Raw genomic sequence first — 15,638 nt, forward strand, 5'->3', positions numbered from 1 at the left:
GATCCCGGGACGACGCCACCCTTTTCGTCCCACCGCCCGATACGGCGGATATGACCACCGATCGGAACGTATTCGGGACCGAACTCGAGCCCTGTAGCACCGACCCGGCGACCGGCTACCTCCGGGACGGCTGCTGCCGCCGCATCGACGGGGACCGGGGGCGACACGAACTCTGTGCCGTCGTGACCGAGGAGTTCCTCCGGTTCAGCCGGGCACGGGGCAACGACCTCGTCACTCCGCGTCCCGAGTTCGAGTTCCCGGGCCTCGACCCGGGCGATCGCTGGTGTCTCTGCCTCGATCGCTGGCAGGAGGCGAACGCGGCCGGCTGTGCGCCACCGGTCGTCCTCGAGGCAACCCACGAGGCAGTGCTTCGTGACCTCGATCCGGACACGCTCCGGAAACACGAGTACGACGGAACGATCGATCCCGTACCCGGGGCGGAAGCCGACCGGGAGGAGTCGGCTTAGTGACCGCCGCACCGATGCGCGTCACGCTGCTGGGAACCGGCGACACGACCGGCACGCCGACCGTCGGCTGCGACTGCGACACCTGCGAGGCGGCGCGAGAGCGCGGCGTCGAGCGGACCCGGTTCTCGGTTCACGTCGAGAACGATCGGACCGGCGAGTCGCTGTTGATCGACTTCAGTCCGGACTTCCGGTACCAGTTCCTCCGGGACGAGGTCCCCCTGCCCGACGCCGCCGTCGTCACGCACGTCCACTTCGACCACCTCGACGGCCTCGGCAACGCCTTCCGCGTCTTCGACTCGCTTTCCGTCTACGCCGCCGACGAGACCGACCCCGAGACTGGCACGAGCGTCGCGGAGACAGTCCGCTCGGACTACCACTACCTCGATCCGATCGACGTCCACCCGACGACGCCGTTCGATCCGGTCCGGGTCTGCGGGTTCGACGTGACGCTCGTCCCGGTCGATCACCCGCCGCTGGTCTGTTACGGCGTCGTCGTCGAGGACCCCGAAACGGGGGCCAAACTGTCGCTTACGGGCGATACGAGCTACGAGGTTCCCGATCGATCGCGCGAGGCGCTCGCCGATCCGGACCTCCTGCTGGCCGACGCCATCGTGCCCGCCCACCTCTGCGAGTACCACCCGATCGGGGGTCGCCACGAGGGGCCCGACGGCGTGGCGCGAACGTTCGGGACGAAACACATGACTCGCGAGGGAGCGCTCGCGCTGGCCGACGAACTCGAGGCCGATCGGACGCGACTGGTCCACCTCGCCCACTACTACCCCGCCGAGGAGGCGTTCGAAGAGCCGCTGGCGATCGACGGCGAGCAGTACGTCCTCGACTGAGGCCGGCCGACGAGTCGAGGACCGGCCCGGCGATCAACCCCACGCGGCGCAACCACGGCGCTCAAGAACGTCGACCTCCCTGTTGGAGGTATGAACTGGCGCAGACGCCGGATCCTCGGCGCGACGATCGCGGCCGCCGCGCTCGCTGGCTGTCTCGGGGACGACGGCGACTCGACCGACGAACGCGATCCGGACGGCGAGGCGGACGACGTCGCCGACGGGGACGATCGGGACGCGGAGACCGTCGTCGCGGAGTACGACCTCGCGGATCGGACCGGCGAGGACCCCGTCTCGATCAGTGTCGATGCCGCAGGAAACGGCTTCGACCCCGCGGGGTTCGAGATCGACCCCTCGACGACCGTCGAGTGGACCTGGGAGGGCGGGGCGGCTGTCGACGCCATCTATCCGATCGACGTCCCAGCCGAGTGCATGTGGGACGAAAGCGAGCCGACGGTTCCCGAGGGCGATAGCTGGGACCGACTCTTCTGGGCGCCCGGCGACTACCTCTACGGCAGTCGCGACGCGGACGGCGAGGAGTTCACGGGCGTCTTTCGCGTTCGCGCGAGCATCGACGGGGACGACGTCGGGACCGGAGACGGCGACGGAAACCACACGAACGGGTCCGAGGACGGCACGGGCGAGGAGAACGGGACTGACGACGGGATGTGATGGCAGAGGCGGACCAGCGCCCGATCGCTCACCCGAACCGATCGAGGCCGGACTGTCGTCGCCGTCTCCCGTCCGGGTCCCGTTCCCACGGAGTTCGTCGCGATCGTTCGGCGTCGAGATCGACGTCAGGCGGCGAGTCGGCCTCGTACCCCGGACACGACGGCCCGCACTCGGTCCCGGCGTCGACGACGCGCCTGTTCCACGCGCAGTAGGGCACGGTCGTACCGGCGTCGGTCGTCGGCTGGCAGGCCCCACACCCCGGGAACGCGTACGTTCGCCACCCTTTCCCGTAGGCGCGCTCGGCGATCCGGCGGCGCGCTCGCGCCTTCTCCGCGGGGGAGACGGCGGCCACGTCCGTTCGGCCAGGGTGGAACTCGATCGGTTCGATCCCCGGTTCGTCGACGGGCAGCGGCGTCGGTTCGCGGACGACCTCGATCTCGACGACGGTGTCGCCGTCGGCGGGAACGCCGTCGCCCGCCTCGGCCGTCGCACCACCGTCGTCGCGGTGGACGCGCCAGACGCCGACCGCGGCCGGAATGCGGTTCAGGTGGGCGCGCGTGACGTAGCTCTCGGTCGCGAGGATCACCGCGTCGACCAGCGCGAGGCTGACGTCGGTCCGCAGTTGCGCTTCGAGGGCTCCGGGCCGACCGAGGTCGGGTTTGTTCTCGATCCCGACGAGGCGATCGTACCAGTCGGGATAGCGGGCGACCTGGCGGACGTAGTCGCGGCCGCGCCGGCGCTCGCGTTCGAAGAAGCCGATCTCGAGGGCCCGCTCGGTGGCTCGGCGGGCCTGCTCCGGGTGGCAGTCGAAGGCGTCCTTCCAGTAGCGCGCCCGGCCGGGACCGACGGCTGACTCGATCGCGGCGTCGGGTATCGTCTCGGCCGTGAGGGCGACTCGATCGGCGAACGCGGGTCCGGGGTCGACGCAGACGACGTCGAGGATCCGTCCCCCCGGTTCGGCGACGCTCCCGCCGAGTTGCCGGGCGACGATTCCCTCGCGTCGCTCCTCGAGCGCGGCACACAGCGCGAGTTCGAACGCGAACTCGGACACGATACCGGGGAGGGGCGCGATCGGCAAAAGTCGTCGGGTTCGACCGGGTCTCCGCGCCGCGTCGCGGGCCGATCCAGTCCGCCGAATCGGCGGTGCTTCGGTCGGCGTGACGAGTCGCCGGCGGACGGTTCAACGCGCGGTTATCGGGCGCGAACGGCGGCCGCCGAGTGCCGTCGGCGATCGAACCGCCGGCCGAGCCAGCGGCCCACCAGCCGCGCGCCGGCCAGGCCGACGCCGATCGTGCCCACTCCGACGAGCAACGCGACTGCGAGCGTCACGAGTGATTCGGTGCGGACGACTGCCGCCGCCGCGAGGGCGAGGGTCATCGCCGCGACCAACAGTACCGACGTTCCGAGCGCGACGACGGCGATGTCGAGGAGACTCCGTCCGTCGAGCGGGTCGACCGTCCGCGGTGGTCTAGTCGTGGTCATCGTATCTAGGCAGACGTGCGGAACGGCCATAAGTATAATCTGAATTATATTTTTGTAACGCGGCGTACTGAAATCCGTTTGAGTACAGACCGCGGCGCTGGTCGCCGTCCGACATCGCAAAATCGAGACGACGGTCGCGGACGATCGGCGTCAGGCCTCGTCGACTCGCGTCTCGAGCACCGTGAGGTCCGCGTCCATCGTCACCTGCAGTTCGTCCCCCGCGAGCGGAATCCGCACCTCCAGCCGGAGCGGGTCGCGATCGGAGACGCGCGTGTACTCGTCCGAGACGCACCACGGGAGCGTCCAGTAGGGACGCTCGTCGAGGGCGACCCCGCGTTCGCGGTGGAAACTGACGACGTCGGAATGGTCGAGCAGGCGCAGGCCGACGGCCGAACAGAGCGTGTGCGCACACTGGGCGCACTCGTGGTCGACGCGGAGGCCGACGCCGAGACAACACGAGCCGTCCTCGACGATCCGGGTCTCCATCCGGCCGTTGCACTCCGGACAGACGCCGTCGGCCGCCAGGCAGTGCAGGTGTCGAACCCGCTGGTCGAAGGCGTCCGCGAGTTCCTCGCGCGTCCGATCGTTCAGTCCGCCGGGCGGGAACCCGTACTCGCCGTGCCGTTGCCCACACGCTTGGCACTGGATCGTGAACTGTTCGTCCTCGTAGCTCGCCTCGAGAGGGCCGTCACAGGCGTAACAGCTCCCCTCGACCGGGAACGGCTCGATCGAGGGATCCTCGGTGAACGAACCCGCGATCACCGAGCGGACGACCTTCTCGCCGGCGTGTTTGAACGTGTATCCGTCGTCCGTCTGCGTGACGAAGTGTCCGGTCAGCTTCTGAAGGTGGTAGTTGAACTGCGCCGAATCCCGCATCCCAACCTCGCGTCGCAGGTCCGAGAACGAGACGCACTCCGCGTCGGCCGCCCACAGCGCCTCGAGGATCGACAACCGCGTCTCGTTGCCGACGAGCGCGAACGCGTCGGCGGGATCGAGACAGTCCGTGCACTCGAGCGGGCTCTCGCCCTCGGTCGCGACGTCGGATCGACTCATAGGGGCACGTACAGGTGCATCTGTCAAAACAGTTTCCTGAACGGCGTTTCTGTTACCTGGATTTCATTTCGAGAGTCGATCGGCGCTCAGCGGTGTCCCGGCCGCGGGGCCGCCTTCTGCAACGCGGTCTCGGCGACGTTGCCGCCGTAGTCGGCGCTCCGGGAGAGCGAGTCGAGGATCAGCCCGAGCGACTGGGCCTGAACGGGGTCGAGGTCGCGAAGCATGTCGTCGATGCGGCGGGTGTGTTCGTCGATCTCGAGGACGGACTCGAGGACGTCGTGGCCGAGGTCGGACGCCTCGTCGCCGTCCTCGGCGAACAGCGCGTCCATCGACTGCTCGAGGATCTCGGCGGCGTCCGCGTGGAGATCGAGCAGCGCCTCCGCCACGTCTTCGGGGATCTCTTCGAGCTTCAGCGCGAGCTGGCTGATCTTGACCGCGTGGTCGGCGACGCGTTCGAGTTGCCGTGCGCTCGAGTGGAAGTCGAAACAGTCCTCGCGAGAGACCCCGAGCCCTTCGGCGGCCCGCGGCGATCGCAGGGTCGCCCGGAAGATTCGCGAGACGACGAGGAAGAGCCGATCGACGTCGTCGTCGCGCTCGACGACGTCGTGGGCGATGTCGTCGTCGTTCTCGACGAGCGCCGTCACCGCGTCCTCGAGCATCGAGGTCGCGATCAGGCGCATCCGCGTGACGGCGTTGACGATCGACAGCTCCGAGGAGTCGAGGAGGTCCTGGACGACGACGGAGTCGGAGCCTTCGTCGACGATTTCGACGCCGATGAGTCCCTGGATCGCGCTTCGAATCGCTCGCCGCTGGTCCGTCGTGATCCGGTTCGCCTCGAGACGAATGACGTCGAAACCGCTGACGTACATCGTCAGCACGGCGCGAGTCAACTGCTCGCCGTCGATCGACGCGACGTCGAGCGTTCCTTCCTGGTGGCTGGTCTCGCGCTGCGGCGTGACGATCAGCGTGTCGTCCTGCGTGTAGATTTCGACGGTCGATCCGCTGGAAATGTCGTTGGCCGTGGCCCACGTCTTCGGGAGCGAGACGGTGTACGTCGATCCGCCGGTCACCTGGACCTTGCGCGTCTCCATGGACGATCCCTCTGTATCCCTGGAACATAAATCAACCTAATTCTATAGAGATTACCTCGTTGCAACGGATAGGCGTGCATTGCGGGGGATTTCCGGTAGGTTCGGGTACTGACCGATACGTGATCCTCCCGTCGAGAGTGTTTTTCACTGTATTACTATATAGTCAGCACGAAAGTGTGGTAACGAATCATCGTTTCCGACGTATCGACCGGAATCGATCGACCGGTCGGACCCGAGTAGCCTTCACATGCGATCGAGTAGCGTAGGACAAACAGATCAAGGACCGCGGTATCGAAGCCGAGTGGACGTCTCGAGCGGGTACCCGATTCGTCGCGTGGACCGGTACGTACCGGTACGTATCTCTCTACAGACGCACGTTCCAAGATATAGATATTTGGTGTTGGATATATAGGAATTAGCACCGTATTTATACGGGCTGTACAATCGTCTACTCGATGACGGACAACCAGTCTGGGCGGTTGGTGGACACGGTCTCACGACGGAAATTCCTCGCGTCGAGCGGGGCGATCGGGGCAGTCGCAGTTGCAGGGTGTTCGGAAACCGACGCGAATGACGGGAATGGTGGCGGGAACGGCGACGAACTCTCCGGAGAGGTCATCGTCAAGGGATCGAGTACCGTCTTCCCGATTTCCGACGAGATGGCCCAGCGGTTCATGGAGGAGTACCCACAGGTCAACGTCACGACCGACTCCACCGGTAGCGGCGGCGGCTTCGAGAACCACTTCTGTCCGGGTGATGCGGATATCAACGGAGCGTCCCGGACGATCAAGTCGGAGGAGGAAGACCACTGCGCCGAGAACGACGTCACGCCGATCGAGATGCACGTCGCGGGCGACGCGCTCACGATGGCAGTCAGCCCCGACAACGACTGGGTCGACTGCATGTCCTTCGACGAGCTCGAGCAGATCTGGGGCGAGGACGCCGCGGAGACGTGGGCCGACGTCAACTCCGACTGGCCAGACGAAGAGATCGAACGGTACGGACCCGACACCACCTCCGGGACCTACGACTGGTTCACGGAGAACGTCAGCGGCGGTGCCCACACCACCGACTACGAGGGGACCGAGGACGACAACACCATCATCCAGGGCCTCGAGAACAGCCAGTACGCGATCGGCTACTTCGGCTACGCCTACTACGCCGAGAACGAGGACCGCGTCAAGGCGCTCGACGTCAAAGAGAGCGAGGGCGACGACTGCGGGTCGCCGAGCCTGGAGGCGGCCAAGGAAGGGACGTACCCGATGGCCCGACCGCTGTTCATCTATCCCTCCGAGGAGGCCGTCCAGCGCGAGGAGGTCTACGAGTTCGTCAGCTACTACCTCGAAAACACGAACGCCGACTGGATCGCGGACGAGGTCGGGTACGTCCCCGCGAATCAGGACCAGGTCGACGAGAACGTGAGTAAACTCGAGGACGCGGCCGGCGAGTAACGCCGTCGCCGATTTTTCGTTTTCTAAACGAACTGATATGAGTAATACACCAGTCGACGCCGATCTCACTCGATCGGCACACGGACGGATTGCAAAGGAACGGTTGTATCACGGCCTGTTGTTCGGCTGCGCCGCACTAACGGTCTTCGTCACGGTCAGTATCATCGCGACCCTGACGATCGACGCGGTGGAGTTCTTCGGACGCGTCGCCCCCGCCGCGTTCTTCACCGGCACCGAGTGGGTCCTGCGGAGCGAGAACCCGATTCTCGGGATCCTGCCGCTCGTGAGCGCCACGCTCGTGGTCACGATCGTCTCGGCGCTCGTCGCGATTCCGATCGGCACGGCGGCCGCGATCTACCTGAGCGAGTACGCCAGCGATCGGATGCGATCGGTGCTGAAGCCGGCGCTCGAGATCCTCGCGGGGATCCCGACCGTCGTCTACGGCTTCTTCGCGCTCGTGTACCTGACGCCGTGGCTCCAGCGGATCGGACTCGACCTGAGCCTGTTCAACCTGCTTTCCGCGTCGATCATGGTCGGGATCATGATCATCCCCATGGTCTCCTCGATCAGCGAGGACGCGATGAGCGCGGTCCCCGACTCGCTCCGGCAGGCGGGGTACGGCCTCGGCGCGACGAAGTTCGAGGTCTCGACGAAGATCGTCCTCCCCGCGTCCATCTCGGGTATCTTCTCGTCGTACATCCTGGCGCTCTCGCGGGCGATCGGCGAGACGATGATCGTCGTCGTGGCCGGCGGGAGTCAGGCGCGGATGTTCGATCCCGCCAACCCGTTCGCGAACCTCTTCAACTCCGGGCAGACGATGACCGCGGCCATGGTGCAGGCGGTCACCACCGACCTGGCCGGCGGGACCGCCGGCTACTACTCGATGTTCGCGATCGGATTGACGCTGTTCGCGATCACCTTCACGATGAACCTGCTCAGCAACCGCATCGCCGCACGCTACCGGGAGGAGTACCAATGAGACGATCGACGACCCAGAACGGGAGAGCCACGCCTACGAGGGAGGTGAGCCGCTGATGGCGACCGCCGACGAATCGACGGGAGCCTGGTTCGGCGCGGACGGGCAGGTCAGCCAGCTTCGCGGCCTGCTGTTCAAGGCCACCTGTCTCGGCGCGACCCTGCTCGCGCTGTTCCTCGTGTTCGTGTTCCTCGTCTACGTCACACTGGACGCGATCGATCCCCTGACGGCCGACCCGGCCTGGTGGGGTGCAGTCGTCGTGACCGTCCTGCTCCCGGCGCTCGGGCTGGCCGGCTACTACTACCGGTACGACCCGGCGGCGGGCGAAGTCGCGTACACGGCGCTCGGACTCCCGATCGCGGCGACCCTGCTGGCCGGCGGGGTCGGAATCGTCTTCAGACACATCGTCAGTCCGCACGGGTGGCTCGCGCTCGTCGTCGCCACCGTCGTCGCCGCCGGCGCGATCGTGCTCCACGACCGCCGCCGGAACGCCGGCGCGATCGAACGAGCCGCGGTCCTCACGATGGGGCCCCTGCTGGCGCTGGTCGGCGTGCCGGGCCTCGTCCCGAGCCTTCGGGAACTGATCCTCTCGGCACCCGTCTTGCCGATGGCGTCGCTGTCGCTGCTCGGGACGTTCGTGGCCCCGATCGCGGCGGTGGTCGGCTGGCACGTTCGTCGCGTGCGCAAGAGCGATCGCGCCGGCCTGATCGCCGGCGGCGCGACGATCGTCGCGGCCGCCCTCGGACTCGTCGCCGCACCGATCGTGGGAATTACGGCGACGACGTGGATCGTGCTGACGACGGTCGTCGGCGTTCCGGTCGGGCTGTACGTGGAGCAGGTTCTCAGGCGCGGGGACGGCGTCGCCGGGCTGGCGTTTCCCGTTACGATCGCGATCGGGGCAGCCGTCTGTGCCGCCGTCGTCGGGGTGGCCGACCTGAGCGGGCCGACCGTCTGGCTCGACTGGGAGTTCCTGACCTCGGCGCACAATCGGACGCCCCGCGAAGCCGGGATCTATCCTGCCCTCGTCGGCTCGGTAATGATGATCATCGTCGTCGCCGTCGCGGCGTTCCCCGTCGGCGTCGGCGCCGCGATCTACCTCGAGGAGTACGCACCCACCGAGGGGCTCCCCGGATCGATCGTCGAACTGATCGAGATCAACGTCGCGAACCTCGCCGGGGTTCCGTCGGTCGTCTACGGACTGCTCGGCCTGGCGTTGTTCGTCAACACGGCCGGACTGCAGCCCGGAATCGTCGTCGTCGGCGGACTGACGGTCGGTCTGCTCATCCTGCCGATCGTCATCGTCTCTGCACAGGAGGCGATCCAGGCGGTCCCCGATTCCCAGCGCCAGGCTGCCTACGGGATGGGTGCGACGCGATGGCAAACGGTCCGGACCGTCGTCCTGCCGCGGGCGATGCCCGGCATCCTGACCGGAACGATCCTGGCGCTCGGCCGGGCGATCGGCGAGACCGCACCGCTGTTGATGGTCGGCGTCGCGGCGGTCGTCCGCATCTCGCCGAACTCGTTCTTCGGCCTGTTCAGCGCGATGCCGCGCCAGATCTTCTCCTGGGCGAGGCTGGCCAAACCGGAGTTCTACCACGGCGTCCTCGCGGCCGGCGTACTCGTCCTGCTCGTCGTGCTGTTGATGCTGAACGGCACCGCGATCCTGCTGCGGAACAAGTACCAGCGACACGAGTAACATGACCAGACACGACCCATCTCAGACCGACGGCAGCGACGAACAGCGCACGGACGGCAGCGGACGGATGGTCTCTGAAAACGCCGACCCAGCCGACGCAGAGACCGCGTCCCTCCTCGACGAGTCGTTCGATATCGACGATCGATCCCCGTCGGGGGCCGCCGAGACGATCATCGAGGCGCGCGACGTCGACGTCTTCTACGACGACGTGCGGGCGCTCCAGGCCGTCGACATGGCGATTCCCGAGAACCGGGTGACGGCGCTCGTCGGCCCCTCCGGTTGCGGGAAGTCGACGTTCCTGCGGTCGATCAATCGGATGAACGACCTCATCGACGCGGCCCGCGTCGACGGCGAACTGCTGTTCGACGGGAAGAACGTCTACGACGACGACGTCGATCCCGTCGCGCTCCGGCGCAAGATCGGCATGGTATTCCAGTCGCCGAACCCGTTCCCGAAGTCGATCTACGACAACGTCGCCTTCGGCCTGGAAGTCCAGGACAAGGCCGACGACGTCGACGAAACGGTACACCGGGCACTCGAACAGGCCGCCCTGCTCGAGGAAGTCGAGGGGAAGCTCGACTCGAGCGGACTTGACCTCTCGGGCGGCCAGCAACAGCGCCTCTGTATCGCCCGCGCGATCGCGCCCGATCCGGAGGTCATCCTGATGGACGAACCGGCCTCGGCGCTCGACCCGATCGCGACCTCGAAGATCGAGGACCTGATCGCCGACCTCGCCGAGGAGTACACGGTCGTCATCGTCACCCACAACATGCAACAGGCCGCCCGGATCTCCGACAAGACCGCCGTCTTCCTCACCGGCGGCGAACTCGTCGAGTTCGACGACACCGCGAAAATCTTCGAGAACCCCGAGCACGACCGCGTCGAGGACTACATCACCGGCAAGTTCGGCTAGCCATGTCACGGGACGCATTCCAGCACCAGCTCGACGCACTGCGCGAGGACGTCCTCGAGATGAGCGACCTCGTCTGCAGCCGACTCCGCCGGGCGCTCGAGGCCTACGAGTCGAAAGACGAGGCCCTCGCGGACCGGGTCATCGCCGGCGATCACGAGATCAACCGGCTGTACCTGGACCTCGAGCAGGACTGTATCGATCTGCTGGCGCTCCAGCAACCCGTCGCGGGCGACCTGCGCTTTGTCGCCGCCTCGTTCAAGATCATCACCGATCTAGAGCGGATCGGCGACCTCGCCGTCAACCTGGCCGAGTACGCCCAGCGGGCCGAGCGGGACCGCTACCCCGACGTCGACATCGCCCACGTCGGCACCGAGACGATCGCAATGGTCGAGGACGCCATGCGGGCCTACGCCGCGGACGACGCCGCCGCGACCCACGACGTCGCCGCGATGGACGACGAGATCGACGATCGGTGCGAGCGGGCGAGCCGGATCGTGGTACAGGACCTCGTCGAGACCGGGCGCGACGACGACGACCTGCTCGAGGACGTCTCCCGGATGCTCCTGACGATCCGTGATATCGAACGGGTCGGCGACCACGCGGTCAACATCGCGGCACGAACGCTGTACATGGTCGACAACGACGACGAACTGATCTACTGATGAGTCAAAACCAGCTGTCGAACGGGCCGTTCGACCCGGTCGAACGCACAGTACAGCTCGCCGGATCCTCGACGTTCGTCGTCTCGCTCCCCAAGGCGTGGGCGACCGAGCAGGGGCTCGAGTCCGGCGAATCGATGTACCTCTACCCCCACGCGGATCGGCTGGTCGCCGCGACCGAAACGCTGTCGTCCCGGGACCGGACCGCGACCGTCGACGCCAGCACCGCGACCGACGAGACGGCCGCGCGACGCGTCAGGAGCACGTACGCGATCGGCTGTGACCGGATCACCGTCACCGGACTCGACGACGCCGATGCGAGCGTCCGCCGGACGATCGAACGGACGGTCAGTCGACTCATCGGGATCACGATCGAGTCGGACACCGGCGATCGGCTGATCGTCGCGGACCTGCTCGACAGCAGTGAGGTGTCGCTCCCACAGACGATCGCACAGGTCCAGCACGTCGCGCTGGAACTGCACGCCCACGCGATCGAGGCCCTCCTGGCCGACGATGGCGACCGCGCCCGGCGCGTGATCGATCGAACCGACGACGTCGATCGACTGGTCGCCTTCGTCAGTCGCGGGTTCCATCGCGGGCTGGAGGACGTCCACGAGATCAGCCGACTCGGGACCGATCGGCTGGTCGCGTTTCGCGAGTACCGGATCGCCCGACAGCTCGAACGGATCGCCGACCACGCCGCGGCGATCGCGAGGGTGACGACCCGACAGTCCGGGCCACCGGCGGACCCGATCGCCGACCGTCTCGAGTCGCTCGGCACCAACGCGCGGACCGTCGTCGAACTGGCCATAGGCGGCGAGACCGACCGGGCCGACGAAACGATGGCCGCCGTTCGCGAGGCGAGTCGCCGACTCGATCGCGACCTGTCCGAGCGAGCGACCCGGAACGCGTACCTGCACGGAACGGCGGGACAGCGGATCCGTCGCACCGCCGAGCACGGGATCGAGATCGCCGACGCGAGAGCCGAATCCACGATCGAGGACTGAGTCCGACGAGACGGAATTTGAAGCTACGTAACAGGTGGATAGCGAACTACGGACCGTCGTGGACGGCCCCGTATTCGACACCAGGTGACCGAACCGGCGGTCCCCGAAATGCGTGGCCAGCGATCGGTTCCGCTTAGCGATGCTCACCCAGTTCGACGAAGTCGTCGACGTCCGCCGACAGCCAGGTGGTCAACTGGCTCGATTCCGATCGGTTGCGCGGCACGATCGTACACCGATCTGGCTGGTTTTCGTAGCGGACGACGACGGATTCGAGGTCGATCGATCGGCCGTCGTCGTGGCTGGTCGCCGCGGACCCCCGCTGTCCGGGACCGTCGGGATCAGACTCCTGTGATGCACTCGTCATGGATTCGAAGGGGCTGTGACTGGATTCTCTCGGGGCACGTACAAAGCCACTGCTAGTTGTGGTATTGTCGAGTACGGAGGGGTGTCGACGCGTCCGTATCGACCGGGCGGTGGGCCGTGACGTGCGCGTATGGTGTGTGACGACTCCGAAGGCCGTAGAATCCGCGTCCTCGATCGGACTATAGCGAGCTACGGACGCCTATTGTTTCGTCTATAGGTAAACGGGAAGGAATTAGATGGCTTTACGATGGGCGGCCCCACAGCGTCGGGTGACGTGCCCACCGGTAGATCGACGGCCGACCTCGAGACGGCGATGCGAGCGCTCGATCGAGAGCACCGGCTACTGAGCGACGAGCGACGCGCGTTCGAACGATTCGCGAAACGTCTCTCGACGCTCGAAACGGTCACTCCCCAGCTCGCCGGACCGGGGATCCGGACGCACGAGACGGACTCGATCGATCTCTCCCCGGTCCGGGACGCCTACACCGAGACGGTGATGAGCGTGCCCCACTACGCGGACGCGTACGACGAGACCTGGATCGAGAGCGTCGCCGAAGAGTTCAGCCACGAACTGGCGGCGGCGCTCGAACAGCGCACACAGTTTCACCCGTCGCTGAAACGATCGCTGATCGAGGCGGCGACACAGGCGGTAGCGAACCGGACCCAGTTCATCGAGCGGATCGAGAACGAGCGAGACGCCGTCGAACGCGCCGAACGGGAGCTATCGGCGCTCCAGAGGGACGTACAATCGATGCTGAGGCAACCCCTCGACCAACTCGAGTTCAACGCGCTTCGACTCACCAGGCAGCGACTGAAGACGTGTCGAGAGCACTGTGACGAACTCGCGGTCGAACGCCAGACGCAGCTTCGTCGCCGACGTCGGCACCTCTCGCTGATCGACGTCGGGACGCTCACGGACTACCTCTACGAGGAGTGTGAGAACACGTATCCGGTTCTCGCCGCCATCGCGGACCTCGGGAGTCGCATCGAACGCGCACTGGAGCGCGTCGATCGGTTGCTCGCCCGGGCGCCGTAGGCCCCGGTCTGCTGGCCCGGAAAAAAGGACCGATCGGACGGCTACTCGTCGACGTACTCGTCGAAGAGGGCGGAGACGCGTCGCTCGACGTCGTCGCGGATCGCCCGAACTTCGTCCACGGATTTCCCGTGCGGGTCGTCCAGCGCCCAGTCCCGGACGGCCACGTCGGCGTCGAGATCGAGCGTCGAACAGCCCATCGTCGCCACGACCGTACAGTCGTTCAGTTCGTCGGTCGAGACCTGCCGGGGGGTCCGATCGGAGATATCGATATCGAGTTCCCCCATTGCCTCGACGACCTCGGGATGGACCTCGTCCGCGGGGTGCGTTCCCCCGGTCAGGATCTCGACCTCGTCCTCGAGTCCACGACGCGTTCGTTCCCGTTCCGCGAACGCGGCGGACATCTGGCTCCGGCCGGCGTTTTGCACGCAGACGAATCCGAATTTCAGCGTGTCGTCGTCCATACGAGAGGGATGCGTATCGACGTGAATAACCGTTCCTAAGAGCGCTATTGTCGGCTACATACGCCACCGTTCGCGGGCCGATCCGTCGTCCGATCGGCCAGGACCGCCCGAACGTTCGCAGGCGTGACGGTCTCCGGAACGGGAGCGAATGCCGGGACTGCGCCGGTCCCAGAACAGTAGCTTTATCAAGCGCACGGGGATAGCTACTGCTAAGATTACTCCCGTCTTATGGTAGGAAATGGACAACCGGAGGTGAACATCGGGCTCGTCGGTCACGTCGACCACGGCAAGACGACGCTGGTGCAAGCCCTCAGCGGCTCGTGGACGGACCAGCACAGCGAGGAGATGAAACGCGGTATCTCCATCAGACTCGGCTACGCCGACGCGACGTTCCGCCGCTGCGAGGGCGTCGAGGAACCCGAGTGTTACACCGTCGAGGAGGAGTGTCCGGACGGCTCGGAAAGCGAGCCGCTTCGGACCGTCTCGTTCGTCGACGCCCCGGGGCACGAGACCCTGATGGCGACGATGCTCTCTGGGGCCTCGCTGATGGACGGGGCCGTGCTGGTCGTCAGCGCGAACGAACCCGTCCCGCAGCCCCAGACCGAGGAGCACCTGATGGCGCTCGACATCATCGGGATCGACAACATCGTCATCGCCCAGAACAAGGTCGACCTCGTCAGCACCGACCAGGCGCGACAGAACTACGAGGAGATCCAGGAGTTCGTCGAGGGGACCGTCGCCGAAGACGCCCCCGTCGTCCCCGTCTCGGCCGGCCAGGAGGTCAACCTCGACCTGCTGATCGCGGCGGTCGAGGAGGAGATTCCCACGCCCGATCGGGACCCGGACGCCGATGCGCGGATGCACGTCGCCCGCAGTTTCGACATCAACAAGCCCGGGACGACCGCCGACGACCTCGCCGGCGGCGTCCTCGGCGGCAGTCTCGTCCAGGGCGAACTCGAGGTCGGCGACGAGATCGAAATCCGTCCCGGCCGCGAGGTCGAGGAGGGCGGCCAGACCGAGTACGTCCCGATCGAGACGACGGTTCGATCGCTCCAGGCGGGCGGGAAGGACGCCGAGACCGTCACGCCGGGCGGTCTACTCGGCGTCGGAACCGGCCTCGATCCCGCTCTGACGAAAGGCGACGCGCTGGCCGGGCGACTCGCCGGTCCGCCGGACTCGCTCCCGCCGACGTGGGACGGGTTCACCATGGACGTCGACCTGCTCGATCGCGTCGTCGGGACCGACGGCGGCGAGATCGACGAGATCAGCACCGGCGAACCGCTGATGATGACCGTCGGGACGTCGACGACGGTCGGCGCCGTGACGAGCGCTCGCGAGGGCGAGTGCGAGGTCAACCTCAAGCGGCCAGTCTGTGCCGAACCGGGCGCGAAGATCGCGATCAACCGCCGCATCGGCGCTCGCTGGCGGCTGATCGGCCTGGGAACGTTGCAGGGATAGCGGTTTACGAGGCG

General features: G+C 66.6%; 17 protein-coding genes. 11 read left to right on the forward strand and 6 right to left on the reverse strand.

Annotated features, from left to right (window positions below; genetic code table 11):
- The first annotated feature begins 50 nt into the window (after positions 1-50).
- The 3 genes from AC6I6X_RS20870 (at position 51) to AC6I6X_RS20880 (ending at position 1,978) form a co-directional block, all read left to right on the forward strand.
- Positions 51-467 (forward strand): DUF2237 family protein, encoded by a 417-nt coding sequence (locus AC6I6X_RS20870; RefSeq protein WP_497932493.1) that lies wholly within the window; start codon positions 51-53, stop codon positions 465-467.
- 14 nt (positions 468-481) lie between these two features.
- Entirely contained in the window at positions 482-1,309 is an 828-nt protein-coding gene (locus AC6I6X_RS20875) for an MBL fold metallo-hydrolase (protein ID WP_497932650.1), read from the forward strand.
- A gap of 90 nt (positions 1,310-1,399) precedes the next feature.
- Positions 1,400-1,978: a cupredoxin domain-containing protein gene (locus AC6I6X_RS20880; protein WP_497932494.1), complete on the forward strand. Its 579-nt coding sequence runs from the start codon at positions 1,400-1,402 to the stop codon at positions 1,976-1,978.
- A 28-nt stretch (positions 1,979-2,006) separates the two neighbouring features.
- Here AC6I6X_RS20880 and AC6I6X_RS20885 read toward each other — a convergent pair whose 3' ends face one another.
- The 4 genes from AC6I6X_RS20885 to AC6I6X_RS20900 form a co-directional block, all read right to left on the reverse strand.
- Positions 2,007-3,029, reverse strand: coding sequence for a DUF5787 family protein (locus tag AC6I6X_RS20885; protein WP_497932495.1), 1,023 nt, complete (start codon positions 3,027-3,029; stop codon positions 2,007-2,009).
- 140 nt (positions 3,030-3,169) lie between these two features.
- Entirely contained in the window at positions 3,170-3,460 is a 291-nt protein-coding gene (locus AC6I6X_RS20890; protein WP_497932496.1) for a hypothetical protein, read from the reverse strand.
- 150 nt (positions 3,461-3,610) lie between these two features.
- The gene (locus AC6I6X_RS20895; RefSeq protein WP_497932497.1) at positions 3,611-4,513 is read right to left on the reverse strand and encodes a DUF7351 domain-containing protein; all 903 of its coding nucleotides are present in this window, start codon (positions 4,511-4,513) and stop codon (positions 3,611-3,613) included.
- A gap of 86 nt (positions 4,514-4,599) precedes the next feature.
- Complete coding sequence (locus AC6I6X_RS20900; protein ID WP_497932498.1) at positions 4,600-5,604, reverse strand: PhoU domain-containing protein; 1,005 nt, start codon at positions 5,602-5,604, stop codon at positions 4,600-4,602.
- Between the two features lie 455 nt (positions 5,605-6,059).
- Here AC6I6X_RS20900 and AC6I6X_RS20905 point away from each other — a divergent pair, with 455 nt between their 5' ends.
- From AC6I6X_RS20905 to AC6I6X_RS20930, 6 genes are read left to right on the forward strand one after another with little or no spacing between them, the layout of a single operon-like run.
- Positions 6,060-7,055, forward strand: coding sequence for a PstS family phosphate ABC transporter substrate-binding protein (locus AC6I6X_RS20905; RefSeq protein WP_497932499.1), 996 nt, complete (start codon positions 6,060-6,062; stop codon positions 7,053-7,055).
- Between the two features lie 37 nt (positions 7,056-7,092).
- Positions 7,093-8,034: a phosphate ABC transporter permease subunit PstC gene (gene pstC / locus AC6I6X_RS20910; RefSeq protein WP_497932500.1), complete on the forward strand. Its 942-nt coding sequence runs from the start codon at positions 7,093-7,095 to the stop codon at positions 8,032-8,034.
- A 55-nt stretch (positions 8,035-8,089) separates the two neighbouring features.
- Entirely contained in the window at positions 8,090-9,727 is a 1,638-nt protein-coding gene (gene pstA, locus AC6I6X_RS20915; protein WP_497932501.1) for a phosphate ABC transporter permease PstA, read from the forward strand.
- 1 nt (position 9,728) lies between these two features.
- Positions 9,729-10,640, forward strand: coding sequence for a phosphate ABC transporter ATP-binding protein PstB (gene pstB, locus AC6I6X_RS20920; RefSeq protein WP_497932502.1), 912 nt, complete (start codon positions 9,729-9,731; stop codon positions 10,638-10,640).
- A gap of 2 nt (positions 10,641-10,642) precedes the next feature.
- Entirely contained in the window at positions 10,643-11,302 is a 660-nt protein-coding gene (gene phoU / locus AC6I6X_RS20925) for a phosphate signaling complex protein PhoU (RefSeq protein ID WP_497932503.1), read from the forward strand.
- A complete protein-coding gene (locus AC6I6X_RS20930; RefSeq protein WP_497932504.1) occupies positions 11,302-12,306 on the forward strand; it encodes a PhoU domain-containing protein in 1,005 nt (334 codons plus the stop codon). The genes phoU and AC6I6X_RS20930 overlap by 1 nt, the downstream gene beginning before the upstream one ends.
- A 133-nt stretch (positions 12,307-12,439) precedes the next feature.
- Here the strand turns inward: AC6I6X_RS20930 and AC6I6X_RS20935 are convergent, their stop codons facing one another.
- Positions 12,440-12,670 (reverse strand): DUF7511 domain-containing protein, encoded by a 231-nt coding sequence (locus AC6I6X_RS20935; protein ID WP_497932505.1) that lies wholly within the window; start codon positions 12,668-12,670, stop codon positions 12,440-12,442.
- Positions 12,671-12,916: 246 nt separating this feature from the next.
- Here AC6I6X_RS20935 and AC6I6X_RS20940 point away from each other — a divergent pair, with 246 nt between their 5' ends.
- Positions 12,917-13,705 carry a DUF7260 family protein gene (locus AC6I6X_RS20940; RefSeq protein WP_497932506.1) on the forward strand — a complete coding sequence of 263 codons (789 nt, stop codon included), beginning with the start codon at positions 12,917-12,919 and terminating at the stop codon, positions 13,703-13,705.
- Positions 13,706-13,746: 41 nt separating this feature from the next.
- Here the strand turns inward: AC6I6X_RS20940 and AC6I6X_RS20945 are convergent, their stop codons facing one another.
- A complete protein-coding gene (locus tag AC6I6X_RS20945) occupies positions 13,747-14,166 on the reverse strand; it encodes an arsenate-mycothiol transferase ArsC (protein WP_497932507.1) in 420 nt (139 codons plus the stop codon).
- Positions 14,167-14,394: 228 nt separating this feature from the next.
- Between AC6I6X_RS20945 and AC6I6X_RS20950 the strand changes: the two genes are divergently transcribed.
- The gene (locus AC6I6X_RS20950; protein WP_497932508.1) at positions 14,395-15,624 is read left to right on the forward strand and encodes a translation initiation factor IF-2 subunit gamma; all 1,230 of its coding nucleotides are present in this window, start codon (positions 14,395-14,397) and stop codon (positions 15,622-15,624) included.
- The last annotated feature ends 14 nt before the right edge of the window (positions 15,625-15,638 follow it).

It is taken from the genome of Halosolutus sp. YCN4 (assembly GCF_059736495.1).